19 protein-coding genes are annotated in these 16,078 nt (G+C 44.1%); 11 read left to right on the top strand and 8 right to left on the bottom strand.

Annotated features, from left to right (window positions below; translation table 11 throughout):
* Positions 1 to 201: 201 nt before the first annotated feature.
* Together MHB71_RS23620 and MHB71_RS23615 are read right to left on the bottom strand one after the other, a co-directional pair.
* Positions 202 to 1,041, bottom strand: coding sequence for a DUF4261 domain-containing protein (locus tag MHB71_RS23620; RefSeq protein ID WP_082218897.1), 840 nt, complete (start codon positions 1,039 to 1,041; stop codon positions 202 to 204).
* A gap of 76 nt (positions 1,042 to 1,117) precedes the next feature.
* A complete protein-coding gene (locus tag MHB71_RS23615) occupies positions 1,118 to 1,474 on the bottom strand; it encodes a DUF1304 domain-containing protein (protein WP_036608019.1) in 357 nt (118 codons plus the stop codon).
* A 266-nt stretch (positions 1,475 to 1,740) separates the two neighbouring features.
* Here MHB71_RS23615 and MHB71_RS23610 point away from each other — a divergent pair, with 266 nt between their 5' ends.
* On the top strand, positions 1,741 to 2,274 hold the full coding sequence (locus MHB71_RS23610; protein WP_340027855.1) for an MOSC domain-containing protein: 534 nt from the start codon (positions 1,741 to 1,743) through the stop codon (positions 2,272 to 2,274).
* 16 nt (positions 2,275 to 2,290) lie between these two features.
* On the opposite strand, the gene MHB71_RS23605 is transcribed toward MHB71_RS23610, so the two are convergent.
* Both MHB71_RS23605 and MHB71_RS23600 read right to left on the bottom strand, forming a co-directional pair.
* Positions 2,291 to 3,130, bottom strand: a complete 840-nt coding sequence (locus MHB71_RS23605) for a helix-turn-helix transcriptional regulator (protein ID WP_340027854.1) — start codon at positions 3,128 to 3,130, stop codon at positions 2,291 to 2,293.
* 28 nt (positions 3,131 to 3,158) lie between these two features.
* Positions 3,159 to 3,896, bottom strand: a complete 738-nt coding sequence (locus tag MHB71_RS23600) for a WecB/TagA/CpsF family glycosyltransferase (RefSeq protein ID WP_340027853.1) — start codon at positions 3,894 to 3,896, stop codon at positions 3,159 to 3,161.
* 256 nt (positions 3,897 to 4,152) lie between these two features.
* On the opposite strand from MHB71_RS23600, the gene MHB71_RS23595 reads away from it, so the two are divergent.
* The gene (locus MHB71_RS23595; protein WP_340027852.1) at positions 4,153 to 4,602 is read left to right on the top strand and encodes an SRPBCC family protein; all 450 of its coding nucleotides are present in this window, start codon (positions 4,153 to 4,155) and stop codon (positions 4,600 to 4,602) included.
* A 178-nt stretch (positions 4,603 to 4,780) separates the two neighbouring features.
* Complete coding sequence (locus MHB71_RS23590) at positions 4,781 to 6,310, top strand: PAS domain-containing protein (protein WP_076320397.1); 1,530 nt, start codon at positions 4,781 to 4,783, stop codon at positions 6,308 to 6,310.
* 140 nt (positions 6,311 to 6,450) lie between these two features.
* Here MHB71_RS23590 and pyk read toward each other — a convergent pair whose 3' ends face one another.
* Positions 6,451 to 7,866, bottom strand: coding sequence for a pyruvate kinase (pyk, locus tag MHB71_RS23585; protein WP_145326629.1), 1,416 nt, complete (start codon positions 7,864 to 7,866; stop codon positions 6,451 to 6,453).
* Positions 7,867 to 7,978: 112 nt separating this feature from the next.
* On the opposite strand from pyk, the gene MHB71_RS23580 reads away from it, so the two are divergent.
* Positions 7,979 to 8,758, top strand: coding sequence for an AraC family transcriptional regulator (locus MHB71_RS23580; RefSeq protein ID WP_036607966.1), 780 nt, complete (start codon positions 7,979 to 7,981; stop codon positions 8,756 to 8,758).
* Positions 8,759 to 8,892: 134 nt separating this feature from the next.
* Here the strand turns inward: MHB71_RS23580 and MHB71_RS23575 are convergent, their stop codons facing one another.
* The gene (locus MHB71_RS23575) at positions 8,893 to 9,564 is read right to left on the bottom strand and encodes a phosphatase PAP2 family protein (RefSeq protein ID WP_051449805.1); all 672 of its coding nucleotides are present in this window, start codon (positions 9,562 to 9,564) and stop codon (positions 8,893 to 8,895) included.
* A gap of 304 nt (positions 9,565 to 9,868) precedes the next feature.
* On the opposite strand from MHB71_RS23575, the gene MHB71_RS23570 reads away from it, so the two are divergent.
* The 4 genes from MHB71_RS23570 to MHB71_RS23555 all read left to right on the top strand — a co-directional run bounded on the left by MHB71_RS23570 (position 9,869) and on the right by MHB71_RS23555 (position 12,056).
* Positions 9,869 to 10,657 carry a CPBP family intramembrane glutamic endopeptidase gene (locus tag MHB71_RS23570; RefSeq protein ID WP_340027851.1) on the top strand — a complete coding sequence of 263 codons (789 nt, stop codon included), beginning with the start codon at positions 9,869 to 9,871 and terminating at the stop codon, positions 10,655 to 10,657.
* 150 nt (positions 10,658 to 10,807) lie between these two features.
* Positions 10,808 to 11,044: a hypothetical protein gene (locus MHB71_RS23565; protein WP_036607962.1), complete on the top strand. Its 237-nt coding sequence runs from the start codon at positions 10,808 to 10,810 to the stop codon at positions 11,042 to 11,044.
* Positions 11,045 to 11,439: 395 nt separating this feature from the next.
* The gene (locus tag MHB71_RS23560; protein ID WP_017691122.1) at positions 11,440 to 11,640 is read left to right on the top strand and encodes a cold-shock protein; all 201 of its coding nucleotides are present in this window, start codon (positions 11,440 to 11,442) and stop codon (positions 11,638 to 11,640) included.
* Positions 11,641 to 11,828: 188 nt separating this feature from the next.
* Entirely contained in the window at positions 11,829 to 12,056 is a 228-nt protein-coding gene (locus tag MHB71_RS23555) for a cold-shock protein (RefSeq protein ID WP_017691121.1), read from the top strand.
* A gap of 246 nt (positions 12,057 to 12,302) precedes the next feature.
* Here MHB71_RS23555 and MHB71_RS23550 read toward each other — a convergent pair whose 3' ends face one another.
* Entirely contained in the window at positions 12,303 to 12,650 is a 348-nt protein-coding gene (locus MHB71_RS23550) for a hypothetical protein (RefSeq protein ID WP_074093127.1), read from the bottom strand.
* 164 nt (positions 12,651 to 12,814) lie between these two features.
* Between MHB71_RS23550 and MHB71_RS23545 the strand changes: the two genes are divergently transcribed.
* Entirely contained in the window at positions 12,815 to 13,549 is a 735-nt protein-coding gene (locus MHB71_RS23545) for a class I SAM-dependent methyltransferase (protein WP_340027850.1), read from the top strand.
* 58 nt (positions 13,550 to 13,607) lie between these two features.
* Here the strand turns inward: MHB71_RS23545 and MHB71_RS23540 are convergent, their stop codons facing one another.
* Positions 13,608 to 14,252: a GntR family transcriptional regulator gene (locus tag MHB71_RS23540; protein WP_036607955.1), complete on the bottom strand. Its 645-nt coding sequence runs from the start codon at positions 14,250 to 14,252 to the stop codon at positions 13,608 to 13,610.
* Between the two features lie 322 nt (positions 14,253 to 14,574).
* Between MHB71_RS23540 and MHB71_RS23535 the strand changes: the two genes are divergently transcribed.
* Positions 14,575 to 15,396: a transporter substrate-binding domain-containing protein gene (locus MHB71_RS23535; RefSeq protein WP_340027849.1), complete on the top strand. Its 822-nt coding sequence runs from the start codon at positions 14,575 to 14,577 to the stop codon at positions 15,394 to 15,396.
* 23 nt (positions 15,397 to 15,419) lie between these two features.
* Positions 15,420 to 16,076, top strand: coding sequence for an amino acid ABC transporter permease (locus tag MHB71_RS23530; RefSeq protein WP_036671925.1), 657 nt, complete (start codon positions 15,420 to 15,422; stop codon positions 16,074 to 16,076).
* Positions 16,077 to 16,078: the final 2 nt, after the last annotated feature.

The raw sequence follows: 16,078 nt of genomic DNA, 5'->3' as shown, positions 1-16,078 counted from the left end.
ATACCTTTTTATAACGAGAATGAAAACTAAATTCATAATTAAGTGGTTCTTATGGACTACTTATTCCTAGTGAAGTTAAATTCAGGGATTGTTATCATATCGTCATTGGGAGGAAGGTTAAATAGCTAAAAGCCGCCCAGAGAATGAACTCCAGACGGCTTCTACAACTGTGACACGATAAAGTTAAGATAACTACTTAAATTAGAAGCCAATCTTCAAACTGTTACCTTCCGTTGCTACACCTTTGGAAAGGGAAATGCTCAGCTTTTGTTCTGCCGAGAAGCCTAGTGTTTCCCCATCATGCAGTGTGACGTCGTTCTCAACCACATACGTTGTGGTCATGAACATCATCTCAAATACATCGCTTAAGGACTCCGAAGATTGCATAATCTCCATCTCTTCTTTACCAAAGTTACGTAGTCCGTAAGTGTAAGCTGAAGCGCCTTCGGCATTTTGGAATAATCCGATGAAAATCCAGAGCGAGACTGGCAACTCATCATGTTTGATCCCACGGCTGGTTTCGACATACTGACTGGCTTCAACAACAAGTGGGGCCATGTATATGGCAAGCGCGTGATCCAACTGTAACAAAGCACTCGCTGTTTGAGTGAACAGAACATGTCCTTCAATTGCATCTGTTGCGTTCAGAACAGAGACAATAATCTGAGACTGGTGCCGTGAGGTAACTTGCTCCGCTTCTCGCCAAAGGATGTTGAGTTTGGCATTCTCCTCAACTTCACGATCGGGTACAGGCGCGGCAATATGGGCACATACCACCTGCATTCCATTCACTTCGAAAAAGAGATTGCCCTCCTCTGGGCGTTCTTCAATCTCGATATCCCATTCGTTCTTCATGTTCCTGATGAAGAGGTCAAAATCACAATCGTCACGCTCCAGCAGGACAAAACCCACGATGGTTTCACTGTAATTCGTCGATTCGACAGCACCACCTGCAGGTACTTTTTCCTTTTTGCGCCGCCGAAGCTTGTCAAACAATCCCATGACATGTTCTCCTTCCAATTCCAGAACGATTCTGGTCATTGTACACTGCTATCTATTCACTACCTTACCATAAAGGAGTTAACATGAATCGAAGCAATGCACCATTCGACAGAAATTACAGGAACAGAACTAGCAACAACGCAATGATCGCAGGCAAACCTTGTTTGATAATGATCGACCGTGAAGAAGTTGCTCCTCCATAAAGAGCCGCGATAATCACACACGCCAGGAAGAAAATCTGAATATGCTGTCCAACGGCAGCATCCGGATATACGAGTCCCCAGATCAGACCTGCCGCGAGAAATCCATTGTAAAGACCTTGATTGGCCGCGAGAGATTTGGTGGATTTGGCGAATTCCGGCGTGAGATTAAAGGTTTTCATTGTGCGTGGACGAGTCCACATAAACATCTCCATCACCATGATATAGAAGTGTTCGACAGCTACAAGAGCTACAAAAATGATACTAATCAAAGGAAACACCTTGCTTTCTGATATGTAATTTATTTACTTGTCCATCCTAGTATAATTGTTTGCAACAAGAACGGAAAGAGCAAATTTAATTTGTAACAATTTAATTGCGTATTATTAAAATCATTTATCGTTTTCCAGTTGAGTTATGATGTTGAAATTAAAAAATGGTTACAAAGGTAAGCATACGCCGATTGTCGACAATCCATTCATTGGGTAATAATGAACAATAAAGAAGTAATATTGCTCAGGAAAGGGAGGAGATTACTATGGGAACAGTTCAATTCGTCATGTTGGCTGATGATCCATCCACATTTGTGACCCGAGTTGTACCTTTAATCGACATTGAGCTTGCAGGAATTCCGGGTGACCGTCATTATGGTCTGCTTCGTCCGGCGGACTCACGTCAGAAAATCTACAAGCGTGGCACACCGATTGCGAATCGCCGCCAGATCAGTATTGTGTCTGAGGAAGAATGTGCTCTTATTGCTGAGAAAATGAACATTCCTGAAGTGCGTCCAGAGTGGCTTGGTGCCAATATACTGGTTCGTGGCATTGATCGATTGACGGAACTGCCTGCTGGAACGCGGCTCCTATTTCCAAACGGGACAGGGTTAATATGCGAAGGGGAGAACCTTCCCTGTGTACATCCGGGGAAAATGATTGAACAATTCTACGAACAGGACGGTTTGCGCAAAAAGTTCGTGCCAGCCGCTCGCAAAAAACGTGGAATCGTCTGCTCGGTTGAGCGGGAAGGTGTAATCCATACGGGGGATACCATAGAAGTCATTCACCTGTCCTGATTTTCAGGACAGGTTTCTAATTGATCAGCCCTCGGCGCTCACCATGCGGATGTTTAGAGTGTAAGTACTCCTCTGGTGTACTGCCAATAATGGACTTGAAATCTCGGATGAAATGGGATTGATCATGATATCCAAGATCCTGAGATAGTTTAATCAGGTCACAGTGAAGACCCCGGTCCATCCATTCTGCAGCATTTTGCAGACGATACAACTTAATTACCGTTTTGGGTCCGATGCCCACATACTGATTGAACAGGCGTTGAAGCTTTCGTGTATGCATATTCCAATAAGAAGACAGATCATCCACTCTCAGCATCTCTCGGTTCTGTTCGATCTGTTGCACAATATCATGAACCATTCTCGCTTGAGCATCTTCAGCAGGAAGATGTGCACACAATAGCTGGTCGATGTTACTGGTTTTATCCGCATCATCCCCCGCCCCAAGAAGCCGGTCTTCCAAGGACTCCGCTGTGACGTCAAGAATATTGGATACATTCATCGGTTGTCCATACAATGAAGAAACAGGAACCCGAAGGAAGGGATAAAACCCTCCTGGATTGAACTTCACGCCAAATGCACGACCTTTCCCGCTCACAAGATAGGAGAATTTACGCCCCGATGGTCCGAAGAAAAACGTATTGTTCCGTTCCACAATCAGATTGACACAAGGATTAGGCACGACATGTTGGGGATACGGTTCAAGTCCAGTCAGATCCCACGATACGATCCAGTAATGTTTAACAAAAGGTCGAAGTGCTTCGGAAGGAGCATGGCGTGTCAGTTGATATTTATGGTCACCTTCATTCAGATTCAACAGGCCCATACTTGGTCTGTCTCCTTGTTCTACCTGTTTCATCCGAATCATCCCTCCTGCTCATCTCACATTATTTAGGTTCTCTGAACAACAATGCCCGCACAGCAAAACGGGGTAAAATGAGTTGCCTGCGCCATCTCGAAGGTTGACTGAGGAGGCGATAGAGCCATTCCAGGTTAAGCTTCTGCCATATCGCAGGGGCACGTTTGGTTTTGCCAGCCACGATATCGAGACTGCCTCCAACACCTATGGCTACACGAGCGTTCAACTGGTGGCGATACTTGTTAATCCAGTGTTCCGCATGGGGGGCGCCAAGAGCCACGATAAGAAAGTCTGGTTGAGCAGTACAAATCTCTTCCACAATCTGTTGTTCCTCATCTGCCTGGAAGTAACCATGGTGTCTACCTTTTACAACAACTCCCGGATAACGTTGCGCAATAACTTTCACAGCCTCTTCACTGACACGTTCCTCTGCTCCCAGCATATAGAATGACCAGTGTTTTTGATCGCCTTCCTCTAATAAACGAAACAGCAGATCACAACCGGTTACCCGTTCAGTCAATTGTCCGCCGCGGAAACGGGATATCATCACAATGCCAGCACCGTCAGCCGTGACCAACCCGGCTTGATCGACGACTTTCCGAAGAGATGCATTCTTTTGACAGGACATAACAATCTCGGGATTACCTGTGATGACATGGAAGAGTTCATTGCTTTCCTGATCTACGACTTTATCAAGGATCGCAACGGTTTGATCCATCGTGACATTGGGAAAAGGGATACCCATAATATTGGTTGATTGGCTCATATCTCATTTCCTTTCTTAATTAGTCGCATTACCTTGAGCAGACCTGTTATTTCATTCCAGTTTAGTATATCTGATCTTCTGGGAAAGCACTATATAGGCGCAATCCGTTGGGATCATGGTATAACATTCCCGAAAAATAAAGAGCTTATATTTTACCTGTTGTCGCGTTTTTACAATACGGCCTTTGGGGTATAACGATAGGATAGGAGTGCGAGCTTGGCAGATCGCGTATCCAATACATAAAGGGAGTGAGTCCATGGAACTGAAATATGAATTCTATATCAATGCAGGACTGGAAGAGGTGTGGAATGCTCTAATATCACCAGACGGCACACGGAACAGCTTTTTCGGCAGTGAACTTCGCACCAATTTCCAACCAGGCCAGCCGTTTGCTTATGTAGGGCCGGGCAATGATGGTGCGGAGACTGTCCATGTGTATGGAGATATATTAGAATTTGAACCGTTGTCCAGACTTAGTTATCAGGAGCATCCTGGACCGTCGTACCATGCGAATCATGCCGAGCTTCAATCCAGAGTGTTCTTCCAGTTGGAAACGGTAGGCGAGTGTACGAAGCTGACCCTAATCAATGATCAATTTACAGATAACCATCCTTCCATTGCGAATGCACAGAGCAGCTGGTGGATGATTCTAAGCAGCATCAAAACTTGGGTGGAGACGGGGAAAACACTGAATTTTGGCTGGTAGCTGGGAAGAGGTAGTCATTTAAGATTTATTTTCATAAAAGATAAAGGGCAATTAATATAAGAACCAGTGCTGTTTCTGCGCTGGTTCTTGTTTTTATACAAAATTAAGACCATTGCTCTACACTTAATGTCTGATAATGTCGAAATATATATCATATGAGCTAAGAGGAGAAATGAGCATGTTTCGTAAACGTACTGAATCGACCAAACACCTTCGTACAGATACTCATCAGAGATTATTGGAGTATAGTCGTAAACTGGTAGCAAACGCAGAAAAGGGCGACTATGACGCATGGATTGAAGATGGCATTGAGTTTCAGGATACTGATGAAATAGCTAGTAATATCAAAAAAGCAGTACATATGATGAAAGCTCAGAACGAAGACGTGGAAATGCGCCTTAGAATGCTGAATCAGGCAATGAATGTGGGATTATGGGAATCAAAAATTGTTGCTGGTGATCCACTGGATAACAATAATATCGTCGCATTTTCGAATGAATTCCGCCAAATGTTAGGCTTCCATAATGCCAAGGATTATCCCGATTCATTTGCAAGCTGGGCCAAATCGATCTATCCGGATGACAGACCCCAACTGGTGCAGGAGATTATGAAACATGTGAATGACACAAAAGCAACAACTGCCTATAACGTCATCAGCCGTATGATTACAAAAAGTGGAGAAATTCGCTGGTTCCGATGCCTTGGACAAGTCATCCGAAATCAGGCTGGAGTTCCGGTCAAACTTCTGGGCATCATGTTTGATATTCATGAGGAGAAGAGCAAGTCTGATGAGCTGGAAGCACTCGTCACCCGATATGATCTGGTTAACCGCGCCTTGGTGGAGGCACCGTGGGATATGACCGTTGTGGCTGGAGATGTAGTTAATCCAAACAATGAATTTTGGTGGTCACCCCAGTTCCGTAAAGAGTTAGGGTTTAAAGACGAGCAGGATTTCCCGAATGTGTTCAGCAGCTGGAGCAGCCGACTTCATCCGGAAGACCATGATCGGACGATCAACGAATTTGCCAGACACATGAACGATTACAGTGGTCGTACGCCGTACGATCTGGATTATCGTCTGCAGCGCAAAGACGGGGAGTATCGGTGGTATCACGCGGGTGGGGAGACCATTCGGGATCAGGATGGAGTACCACTCCGTGTAGCTGGAACCATTCGAGATGTTACCCATGAGAAGAATAAGGAACAGATCGTGGAGGCCATGAATCTGAAAACAAAACAATTGTCGGAGTCCATTGGCGAGATGGTACGTGGAATCAACTCGATCACCGATCAGGCACAGGATCTGGTTACTGCACAGGAGTTATCCGCCGATGCGGCCATTCAAGTGAAAAGCAGTGCAGATGATACGAAGAATATCACCGTGTTTATTCGAGAGATTGCCAGTCAGACCAATCTGCTGGGGTTGAATGCAGCCATTGAAGCTGCACGAGCGGGAGAGCTGGGACTGGGATTTGGCGTCGTTGCAGGTGAAGTGCGGAAACTGGCTGATCACAGTTCGGAGGCCACAGTAAATATCGAAGATAGCATGCAGAAAATGAAAACATTGATTGATCAGATTCTTGAGCACATCGGTAATATGTCCACGTTAACGCAAAATCAAGCTGCTCTGACACAACAGGTGAATGCTTCAATGGATGAGATCAACACCATGTCACAGGATCTGGTTAATTACTCGAGGAATCTATAATCTCGAAGCCGTTTGTTGTAACATCACGATCATTGGCAACAACATCAACAAAAAACCACCGGGAAGCATTTCTGCTCCCGGTGGTTTTTTGTATTTCTATTTTATAGCTAAAATGTATAGCTTCAGTTTCAGCTATTGAATTAAACTTGTTGAACTTTGATCAGGTTTGTATTACCGGATTGACCGATTGGAACACCAGCGGACAATACAATGATGTCACCTTTTTCAATGTAACCAGTTTTGATTGCGTTACGCGTAGCCGATTCGAACATTTCATCCGTTGTCGTTACTTTGTCGCCCATAACCGGAATGACACCTGAGAGCAGGCAGATTTTCGCCAATACTTCTTCATGTTGTGTAACTGCGATGATTGGTGCTTTTGGACGATACTTGGAGATCATACGTGCCGTGAATCCACTCTCAGTCGAAGTGATGATTGCTTTTGCATTCAGTACGAGGGAAGAACTTACAGCGCCCTGACTGATAACTTCAGTAATATCAGCGATCTGTTGAGCCGATTTTTGTGCGAATTGCTCTTTGTAATCGATCATTGTTTCAGCACGGCGAGCAACAGCAGCCATCGTGCGCACGGATTGTACCGGATATTTACCAGCAGCTGATTCACCGGACAACATCACAACGTCAGCACCTTGAAGTACAGCGTTGGCCACGTCACTAACTTCGGAACGAGTAGGGCGTGGGTTCACTTGCATGGACTCCAGCATGTGTGTAGCTACGATAACCGGTTTACCAGCGCGGTTACATTTATCGATCATTTCTTTTTGCATCATAGGTACGTCTTCGATCGGCACTTCAACCCCGAGATCTCCACGAGCTACCATGATGCCGTCAGATGCTTCAATAATATCGTCCAGATTAGTCATACCTTCTTGATTCTCGATTTTAGAGATGATCTGTACGTGCTCTACACCGCGTTCTTTCAAAATGCTGCGGATTTCACGGATGTCATCACCTTTACGAACAAAGGATGCTGCGATAATTTCGATATCGTTTTCGATCCCAAATCCGATGTGCATAACGTCACGCTCGGTTACACCTGGCAATGTCGTTTTGATTCCTGGCAAGTTAACCCCTTTGCGTGGTTTCAGAATGCCGCCACTGATGATTTTACAATGGATATCGGATCCTTCCACAGACAGTACAGTCAGATCCACAAGGCCATCATCGATGAGGATACGATCGCCAGGTTTCACAACGAGGTTCAGTTCCGGATAGTTTACCGAGATACGCTCAGCGTCACCAAGAATTTCTTCAGTAGTCAGGATCAGCTCTTTACCAGCTTGCAGATGACAGGATGCTTCTTTCAGTTTACCGATACGTACTTCCGGCCCTTTGATGTCCATCATGATCGGTATATAGGTGTTCAGTTCGGAAGCTGCTTTGCGGATATTGTTAATCCGTGTAACGTGATCTTCCAGTTCGCCATGAGCCATGTTCAGACGGGCAACGGTCATACCTTCCTGAATCATTACTTTTAACAATTCGATTGAGTCACAAGCAGGTCCCATGGTACAAATAATTTTTGTTTTTAACATGCTAATTTCCTCCTCATATTTAAGCTTATATGTGTATTGTAGCGTTTTCTGTCGAATCAGGGTATGAACTATAGTACAATGATTAGAGTATAGTCCGATAATGAGGTGTGTTATGGTCACTCCACTTGAAGTACGACATATTAATGGTGTCGGTTGGTACGAAGAAGCTGTGCAATCTCAAGAAACTTGGCGGCTTAGCTTGGTTACTTATGGAAAATGTGTATATTGGGTGAACGGTGATAAACAGATCATGGAAAAGGGTGAATTGCTCCTCATTCCAGGTGGTACCCCATATTACGGCAAGAGTATTCCTACAGTAACGCACACACAGATTGTAATTCAATTGCAACGCGACCATACCGAAACTCTGCCTGCACTGGAACGGTATGAGGCTTTGCGGCATAAACCTGGATGTTACGAACTGATCCATCAACGCATGAGCGCTATTTATCAACAATGGCAGGAGCGTCCGTCTTATTATGTCATGATGAGCCAAGCCTTATTGATGGAAGTGTTGATTTATATGAACAGGGAGCTTGATCGTGGAGTTATCCCGCCGGAGAGGCATAATCATGTTGAACGGATGAAGCGATATATTGAGCGGCATTATCGGGAGAAAGTGACGAAGGAAGAACTCGGGGACGAGATCAATAAAACTCCCAATTATGCTGCCGCATTATTCAAAAGCATGACAAATCAGACCATCAGTCAATATGTCCATGATCAACGGATGAAACGAGCCATTTATCTGCTCACTGAGTCACAACTCTCCATCCAGGAAATTGCCGAATTTCTCGGCTACCGGGACCTGTCTTATTTTTACCGCATATTCAAACGTATAACCGGAAGTCCACCGTCTGACCTTCTTCATGAACGACCACCTATAGCGTGAAACGCGTAGTCCAACCCAAATAAAGTTCTTCTATATAAGTAGGTTTAATTAAATGAGTACAAAAAAAGAGGGCCTAGGCCCTCTTTTGCTGTATAGCAGGATCATCATCCCACCTGTTACATCAATAAATGTCGTTATACATGACTGGTTGGGTTAGAAGCTGTGAGTGGCTGCTTGCCTTTTTTTCGTGCCTGCCCAAGACGAAGAGCAAAGACATGTACAGTCCAATACGCGGCCTCAGCAAACAAAATACCTCCAGCGATGTCCAGCAAGGAATGCTGTTTTACAAACACCGTTGAAGCAATAATCAACCACAGCCATACCGACCAAGCAATCCGTGCCAAAGGCTTAAAGTTCAAGTGTCTGTTGATCACAATAAACAGCAAATAGCTGGTCAGAACGTGAACACTTGGGAAACAGTTGAAGGGCGCATCATTGGTATAGATAAACTGCACTAACACGCTGCTCAGATCAGTTCCGCCGAGCTCCGGGCGCGGGACATGGGTAGGGAACACCGCAAAACAGACATTGGCAGCCATGACACCAACATTATAGGTAATCAACGTACGCCAGAATAGCGACTTGTTCGTCAGACCCAAATAGAGAAATCCAAGATACAGAATGGGCATCCAGCTAATGTACGGATAAATAAATTCTTTGAGAAAAGGAATCTGTGTGTCAATCCAAGCATAATTGTAGAAGACATCACTTCCGGTGTTGCTGCCTAGAAATACGTAAATGGAGCCTTGGAGCGGTATGCACAGAATAGCCAGTAAATGCCCCCAGCGCTGAAAGAATGCTTTCATAGTATCCCCCTGATTTCATTATGCATTGTGAGTCTATCGTTATGGGTACTTCATAGATATAAGACGCTGAAGAGTCGCCACACCCCTGCAGCATTGAACTCTTGTAATACTATAATGGACAGATAAAGGTATAAGCCATACCTGATTTTAGGGGAAAAGAAGTCAGGATAAGTCTCTTTTTTGTTACTTTTATAGTTTTATCCATAATAGGAATATTCAATAGACGGATGATGTGATACAACTATATTGGTATATAAGTTCTTATGACAACGGAAAACATAAATGAAACGAGGTAGGCAAATGTATGATTAATCCGCAATCCAAGCCAAAACATTCCTTTTCTGAGCGCAAACCTGTTCTCACCGTTGTGATTATTGAGCTGCTTCTCCTGTTAGCCGTATTTGCTGCGGGGGCCATTGCAACAATAAAGCAACTTGACTACACTTCCCCTGTACTCATTTCCTTTACACCCATCGCCACTGTTCTGATGATCTATCTGACGTTAAGGCGCAAGTGGGGAGAGACTGGATTCCGATCTTTGCGAAGTATCCCGGCTGGCCACGCAAAGTATTATATTCCACTACTCCTTGTACTGGGTACACTTACCCTGAAAGGATTTGGGGAGCTGAGCTTGTCACGAGTAGCCTTTTTCATCTTTTTTACCTTGCTCGTAGCTTTTGTTGAGGAAACGATCTATCGGGGGCTTATTTTCAAAACATTGCTTCAAAAAAGTGCAGTGGCCGCAGTTGTGACCTCCAGCATCTTGTTTTCCATTACACATCTATTGAACGCATTGTCTGGTCAGGATATGACGGATACGATCATACAATTGATCTATGCGCTGCTCCTGGGAGCTGTACTGGCGTTATTGATGCTGAAGAACGGAAATATCGTACCGCTTATATTGTTTCATTTCATACATAATCTGATTCAATTTCTAGGGAATGATCTGGAGGACACAGGTACACTTCCTTACGATCTGTTTATACTGGCAGTACTGATTGCTTACTGTGCATGGTTAGTGTGGAGCATTCGAACAAATTCATCTATTCCATCCAAAGGGAGTGAACAAGCGAATACGGTTGTTCATTAAGGTTCTTTCCGGTATTGCTTGAAAGTAGTTATCACACAGTTTCCCGTCAGTAGTTGGATCATGGTATACTTCAGTCTGGCGGGAAGACAGATATGTTCATGGTACGAGGTCTGCCTATCCGTACATTAGGTTTAGACAGTAGGTGATATAGTGGAGAAGACAGCACAAGGCGTAGCAGAATGGATGGTTCAGGAGATTAAATTCACAGGAACACTTCATCAGGAAGCTGCCATAGAATATGTGAAGACCCATTTTGGCGAAGAGTTTGTTTTTGTGAACGAGAACGGCAATACATCATTGTCCAAAGAAGTGAAGAAAGCTTTCCGGAAGCTTCATCGTGGGCAGATCGCCTGGGATCGGGATGCATTTATGTGGGCATGGACATAGTGTGTTATACTGGAGTAAGATGATTCATTGGTTGTGTTGGATATGCATGTCAGAATGTTATATAAAAAATGTATAAGATGGATTAGATCTGCATATCCTTTCATAAGACCGTACATAAGCGGCCACACACATAAGTGTGATAAACCCTGTCCCCGCGCGTGTTAATAACATGTATTTCCAAAGCTGTTTGAAAAGAAAATACAAAGATTTGCTTTTTTGCTGAATTGGAGTTATAATAAAAACAAGTTGTAGAGAGTGGAAAACCTAATTCATATATTGTAAAGGGCGATCACTTATAGGTTTATGACTGGTACCTTTTTCAATGTGTGAATTTTTATTTGCTTGCTGCAAAGAACAAAGGAACATGTTAATTTTTATTTGGAGGTGTAATTCACATGCAAAACGGAACAGTAAAATGGTTCAACGCTGATAAAGGCTTCGGTTTCATCGAAGTTGAAGGCGGAGAAGATGTATTCGTACACTTCAGCGCTATTACAGGCGACGGCTTCAAAACTCTGGACGAAGGTCAACGCGTACAATTTAAAATTGTACAAGGAAACCGTGGTCCTCAAGCAGAAGAAGTTGTAAAACTGTAATTAAAGCATAGCTGCCTTTAACATGTTAAAATGGTAAAGGCAGCTTCTTTTTTTTGATCAGTTATATAAAAGTCGACCCATTAGTTGACGAGGCAGGAGTCCGGTGGGACGTGAAACTTCCGCTAAGTGTAGGCTTCTGTGAAATAACGTCGGTTAGATGTTTTTCCATAACAAAGGGGGTAGAAGTCATGTATAATCGCAAAAAACCGTTGGAAGAAATTCCACAAGCTGATGCGGCAATCTGGGAATGTACGAGTGATACGTGCAAAGGATGGATGCGGGACAATTTTGCGTTTGATAACGTACCTACTTGTCCGATATGTGCTTCTGAGATGGTCAGCACGACTAGGATGCTACCATTGCTTGAGAATTCGAATAGTAATCTGAAAACGATGCCTAAAGGAAATCGGATTTAACATAGCTTACCCGCCTCTAACGAGGTGTTTTTTTTTAAGATTAAATAGACACCCTGTGCGAAGGTAAGGGTATTAAATATGAAGTTCCCGGCATTCGTTTTGGCGAATGCCTTTTTTTGTATCATTTTTTAACAGTAAATATAGTGTAATTGACGTGAATCGTATGAAAAAGATAAAGACCCCTTTTGCTATAAGCAAAAAGGGTCTTTGTTATGACTATAATTTTTACAACGATCAGATTGGAATTTAGATGAACAGGAACGGCAGCAGAAACAATGTTGCTACCAGAGCCAGATCGATTCCTGCTCCATAGCCGTAACCCCCACCGTATCCTCCGTAACCATATCGACCGTAGGCCGAAGATTTAACTTTTTTTGTTGCAACAGCGTTTTTCTTGCTGCTTTTTACCAGCTGCTGTTTGGATTTGACTGAACACAGCCGTGGTCCCTCGAAACACCCGTTCAAATAAATTTTGCCATCACGACATTGACTAAGCGTACCATACATATGCTTACCGTCGTTCATAACGAGACAAACGGAACGTCCAACGTGCGGAGAAACCGTTTCTTCACATACCCGATTAATTCTGTACATGCAAATCCTCCTCATTAGATGCGGTTGCCGCTTGAATTCAACGGTTTGTATATCATAGTAAAAAGAAGACCAATTGGTATGGACGAGTACCCGGAAAATCGAATGGGGAGGAGCCGTTTTTGAATCTGCTCCATACACTGGGAGAAGTGAGGAGGGGATGTCGCGTGGATTATCATGACATGCTGGCTCGGTTAGGGGAGGGAAGTGCCCATCCTGGAGGATTTTTGGCAACATTGAAGTTGCTGGATGGCTTATCTCTGCCTGTGAGTAATCATATTCTTGAGATAGGGTGCGGCACTGGGAGGACTGCGTGTTACCTGGCTAAAAGTGGATATCGGGTAACGGCGATTGATCTTCATCGCAATATGCTGGATAAGGCAGTTCGGCGAGCGAGACGAGAACGGGTGGATGTTCGATTTGTTCAGGCTGATGTAACATCGTTACCTTTTCCGGAAAATCATTTTGACGTGGTATTTGTGGAGTCGGTCACGATCTTCACCCCATGGCGGAGTGCACTTGCTGAGTATAGAAGGGTGTTGAAGCCCGGAGGACTTTTAGTGGATCGGGAGATGGTTCTATCAGGCCAGAAGACCGAATTGATGTGTCGTAGGTTAAAGCAATTTTACGGTATACGAACCCTGGTAACGGCCACAGCATGGAGAAAACGCCTCAAGCAGTGTGGTTTCACCAAGGTAGAGGTCAAAGAACATTCGCGATCCATGGGAAAATGGAGCGTTGATCATGATCCACATCGCGAGATCGATATGAATTGGTTTGAGGATGAACGTATGCAGCGAATGAGTCTTACCAATGATCGTTTGCTCGCGAAATACGGCAAAAAGTTGGGATATGCTGTTTTTGCGGCTAGGGCACCGTTGGAGGTCAAAAATGAAAAATAGGAAAAAGACAACTCACACAATCGTGTGGGTTGCCTTTGGTTTGTTTCGACAGCACGTACTACAGCATATCGTTGTCGATAATTCGCCAGTGGTGTTTAAGCAGGGCTTCCAGTTGGTTCTTATCTTTGGCTCGAAAAGCACTTAAAATTTGGCGGTGCTCTTCATTAACTTCCATCAGTACCTCAGATAGCTTTGGTTTATTATCACTAACATAGGACTGCCGGATGAAACTGTTCTTCAATGTGTTTAACATCTCAATGACTGTGGCGTTACCACATCGCTGAATGTACAGATTATGGAACTGATATTGGTTCTTGTTGTAAGCAGCAAGATCAAGCTGGCTGATATCTTCGTCCATTCGAACAACCAGAGTTTCCATCTCCAAAAGTTCAGATGGTCTGAGATGGTCTGCTGCAAGTGTGGCAGCAAGTGCCTCCAGCACACCGATCGCTTGGGAGAATTCCAGTTTTTTGCCTGCATCAAAAGGAGTGACAATAAATCCCCTGCGTGGGATGTATTGCAGCAGATTGTCTGAAGCCAGCTGGAAAAGCGCCTCCCGAGTAGGAGTGCGACTGATGTCCAGCTTTTTGCAAATTTCTGCCTCGTTGATCTTCTGGTTGGGAAGCAACGTCCCGTCTTGGATCTTCTGGGCAATGTAATCGTATACGTGATCTTTCAAGGACCGGTATTTGGGTACCTCCATACCGAATCCTCCTTTCTATGTATAGTGAATAAATAGATGGGTGTGAGGCCGTACTGTACGCGCCGTTCAGGAGTTTCAAGTTTTTATCATCTTAACACCGAGGGGGAAGTTGGGCAAGCAAACTTCATGTTTCAGCCGATGTAAATGCCATGTTATATATAGCACATTTTATGGAATTAAAGCGTATAAATGTTTAAATAATGATTGTGATAAACCAAATTATTTGTTAGTATTACTTACATATAAGTCCATATATTGTCTTATGTATATTGTATACAAATCATTCTGTTACTCATTCAAAAAAAGAATAGGGGTATGATGTGTGAAAAAAGTGCTTTTGCCAATGATGCTGTTGTTAGTGGTTGTATTCATGTCCGCATGTGGGCAGGAAAAAACGACAGAGACCGGATCAGACGCTACTTCGTCTTCGGGCAGTAGCTCTGCGGAAAAGGAAGTCATTGTACTTGGAACCAGTGCGGACTATGCACCCTATGAATTTCATAAGAAAATCGATGGTAAAGATACCATTGTAGGTTTTGACATCGAGATTGCCAAAGCAATTGCGGCTGATCTGGGAGCCGAGCTGAAGATTGAGGACATGGATTTTGATGGCCTTCTTATGGCCCTTGGTACAGATAAGGTTGATTTTGTGATATCAGGCTTAACCCCTACCGAAGAACGAAAGAAGAATGTTGATTTTACGGATATCTACTATTATGCAGAGCAGGCTGTACTTGTTAGAGAAGGGGAAGGTACCGCATTGAAGTCCATAGATGATCTATCAGGCAAACAGGTTGGCGTGCAAAAGAGTTCCATTCAGGAAGGGATTGCTCAGGAAATAGAGGGAGCAAAGCTCACTTCTCTGGCCAAAATACCTGAGCTGATTCTGGAGTTGCAGACGGGGCGTGTAGACGCGCTCATCCTGGAGAAGCCGGTGGCTGAACAGTATGTGAATAACCAAGAGGGGCTTGTTGTTGCAGGTGTGGAGGTTGAACAGGCTGAAGACGAGGGTGGTTCGGCCATCGCGGTGAAGAAAGGTAATCAGAAGCTGCTGGATCAGATCAACACTACATTGGAAAAGCTCAAAACAAACGGAGATATTGAACGGTTCGTCGTTGAAGCGAATGAGATGCTCGGCGAATAAATCGGACGAGTGAGGGATATGCCGTGAATTTAGATTTTTCCTTTCTATTAGAACATTGGCAGGACTATGCACGAAGTGCGTGGGTCACGCTTGAACTTTCCTTCTTCGGTGTATTGTTTGGTACGTTGCTGGGTGTAATCATGGCGCTAATGCGAATATCCCGAATATGGCCAATTAAATTTGTGGCATCGGCGTATATTGAACTCATTCGAGGAACACCGATGCTGGTACAGATTCTTATTATTCATTATGGTCTGACGGTTGTAGGTGTGAACTTGCCGGCATTTATGTCGGGGGTGGTAGCTCTGACGATGAATAGCTCGGCTTATATGGCGGAGGTGTTCAGGGCCGGGATTCAAGCAATTGATAAAGGACAGACCGAAGCTTCGCGCTCCCTTGGTATGACAAATGGTATGACACTTCGTTATATTATACTGCCGCAGGCTTTTCGTAACATGCTTCCAGCTATCGGCAATGAATTCATTATTATTATTAAAGATTCTTCGCTTGTCTCCATGATCGGCATAGCCGAGATTATATACACGGCCAGAACGATTCAGGGTGTTACGTTCCAGCCGCTTGCTCCGCTGCTTGTTGCCGCCGGCCTCTATTTTATAATTACATTTACACTGGCTAATTTACTCTCTTGGTTGGAACGTAGACTTTCTACTTCTCGCTAACT

The sequence above is a fragment of the Paenibacillus sp. FSL H7-0940 genome, from assembly GCF_037979415.1.
GTDB classification, from domain to species: domain Bacteria; phylum Bacillota; class Bacilli; order Paenibacillales; family Paenibacillaceae; genus Paenibacillus; species Paenibacillus amylolyticus.
This window is presented reverse-complemented; position numbering and strand designations above follow the sequence as displayed.